The following is a 2,510-nucleotide window of genomic DNA, read 5'->3' as shown; positions in this document are numbered from 1 at the left end:
CTGCCGCCGCCGCCCCGGCCTGGTCCTGCGCGGCGGCGGCCGCGGCGCTGCGGGCATCGAGCCGCGGCAGCGCGAAGAGGAAGCCGAACAGCGCGCCGACCAGCCCCGAGGCGACGATCAGCGCCGCGACGGCGGCAAAGGCCCCGGCGGCGAAGAAGGGCACCCCGCCGAGGAAGAGCAGCACCTGCCCGACGAAGTCGTTCCGTCCGAAGGGCCAACCGGTCGCCGCGACCTGCACCGCCCGCAGGGTGCCTGCCGCGATCGCCCAGACCAGGACCACCGCGAAGCCCAGGCGCAACATCCGGATGCCGATATGCGCGCTGACCACCAGGCCGCGGACCGGCTCCTCCCCGTCACGCAGGCTGGCATTCGTCTCTGCGAGGCTCGGCGACCTGAACAGCCAGGCGAATGGCATGGGGGCGAACTCCCCGGACCGGTGCGCTTCCGCGAAGATACTGCGATATCGCAACGGTCGGCGCCACCGCAATCGCGCGGCAGGCGACGGATCTCCGCCCTATTCGCGCGGCCCGGGCGCCAGCACCTCGCGCTTGCCGACGTGGTTGGCCGGACCGACCACGCCTTGCTTCTCCATCTGCTCGATGAGCTTGGCGGCGCGGTTGTAGCCGATGTTGAGGTGTCGCTGGACGAAGGAGGTGCTGGCCTTGCCCTCCCGCGTCACCAGCGCGACCGCCTGGTCGTAGAGCGAGGACTCGGCATCCGTGTTGCCGCCGAGCATGCCGGGCATCGCGCCGCCATCCTCGTCCGGCTCCTCGGTCACTTCCTCGATGTAGGCGGGTTCGCCCTGCTCGCGCAGGAATTCCACCACGCGCTCGACCTCGGTGTCGGACACGAAGGGCCCGTGCACGCGCGCGAGCCTGCCGCCGCCCGGCATGTGCAGCATGTCGCCCTGGCCGAGCAGCTGCTCCGCGCCCTGCTCGCCGAGGATGGTGCGACTGTCGATCTTGGACGTGACCTGGAAGGAGATTCGCGTCGGGAAGTTCGCCTTGATGGTGCCGGTGATGACGTCCACCGACGGCCGCTGCGTCGCCATGATGACGTGGATGCCGGCGGCGCGCGCCATCTGCGCCAGGCGCTGCACCGCGGCCTCGATCTCCTTGCCGGCGACGATCATCAGGTCGGCCATCTCGTCGATGACGACGACGATCATCGGCAGGGGTTCGAGCGCCAGCGGCTGTTCCTCGAAGACCGGCTTGCCGGTGTCGGGGTCGAAGCCGGTCTGCACCTTGCGGGTCAGCACCTCGCCGCGCAGTCGGGCGGCGGTGGCCTTCTCGTTGTAGCCGCCGATGTTGCGCACGCCGAGCTGCGACATGGCACGGTAGCGGCGTTCCATCTCCCGCACCGTCCACTTGAGCGCGCCGATCGCCTTGGGCGGTTCCGTCACCACGGGGGCGAGCAGATGCGGGATGCGGTCATAGACCGACAGTTCCAGCATCTTCGGGTCGATCATGATGAAGCGGCACTCGTCCGGCCCGAAGCGGTAGAGCAGCGACAGGATCATGGTGTTGATCCCGACCGACTTGCCCGAGCCGGTGGTGCCCGCGATCAGCAGATGCGGCATGCGCGCCAGGTCGGCGATCACCGGCGCGCCGCCGATGTCCTTGCCGAGGGCGAGCGGCAGCCGCCCCTGGTGCTTGCCCCAGATCTCGTCGACGAACATCTCGGAGAGATAGACGGTCTCGCGCTTGGCGTTCGGCATCTCGATGCCGATCACGTTGCGCCCCGGCACCGTCGCGATGCGCACGGCGATGACGGACATCGACCGCGCGATGTCGTCGGCGAGGCCGATGACGCGGGAGGATTTCGTCCCCGGCGCGGGTTCCAGCTCGTAGAGCGTGACCACCGGGCCGGGCCGGATCTCGGCGATGCGGCCGCGCACGCCATAATCCTCGAGCACGGATTCCAGCAGCCGCGCATTGGCCTGCAACGATTCCTCGGACGGCCGCCCGGTGCGGCGCGCCGGGGCCTCGGTCAGCAGGTCCAGCGGCGGCAGGCGCCAGGTGCCGGGATCGAGGTCGAGCGCCCGCTGTTCCGGCGCGCGGCGCCCGCGATCCGGGGCGCGTTCCTGCACCTTGGCGCGCGGGGCGAGGCGCGGCTTGGCCACCGATTCAGTGCCCGGCCGGGTGTCGCCTTCCTGCCCCGGAAGGGGCGCGGGCGGGGCGCTCGGGTTGGGCGGCACGGCGGCGGCGGCCTCATCCGCGGCGCGCAGCATCTCTCCCAGCGGCACGTCGGCCGACTCCCGCCGCAGCAATGCGCCGGCGGAATTCCGCATGCGGCCGACACGGCCGGACAGCCGCGCGAACAATCCCGGGCGTGCCGGCCGCTCGGGTTCGGGTTCGGGCACCGGCCGCCGCAGTGCAGAGGCGCCGGACCATGCCGCGCCCACCGCCGCCTGGCCGGCACCCACCGCGACCCGCCCGGCGCCGCGCCATTCGCCCAAGGTCAGGCCGCAGGCGATGAACACCGAGCCGACGCCGGCCACCGCCAGCAGC

At 71.8% G+C, this 2,510-nt stretch carries 2 protein-coding genes; both read right to left on the bottom strand.

The features are described from left to right. The coding region (locus GXW76_RS25155) for a hypothetical protein (RefSeq protein ID WP_211864878.1) at positions 1-415 on the bottom strand (415 nt) is incomplete at its 3' end. 99 nt (positions 416-514) lie between these two features. Beyond that, positions 515-2,290 (bottom strand): DNA translocase FtsK, encoded by a 1,776-nt coding sequence (locus GXW76_RS25150; protein WP_456307123.1) that lies wholly within the window; start codon positions 2,288-2,290, stop codon positions 515-517. Positions 2,291-2,510 lie beyond the last annotated feature (220 nt).

This window comes from Neoroseomonas soli (genome assembly GCF_018129065.1).
Taxonomy (GTDB): domain Bacteria; phylum Pseudomonadota; class Alphaproteobacteria; order Acetobacterales; family Acetobacteraceae; genus Neoroseomonas; species Neoroseomonas soli.
The sequence above is the reverse complement of the archived record's forward strand: the minus strand, read 5'-3'. Positions and strand labels throughout refer to the sequence as shown.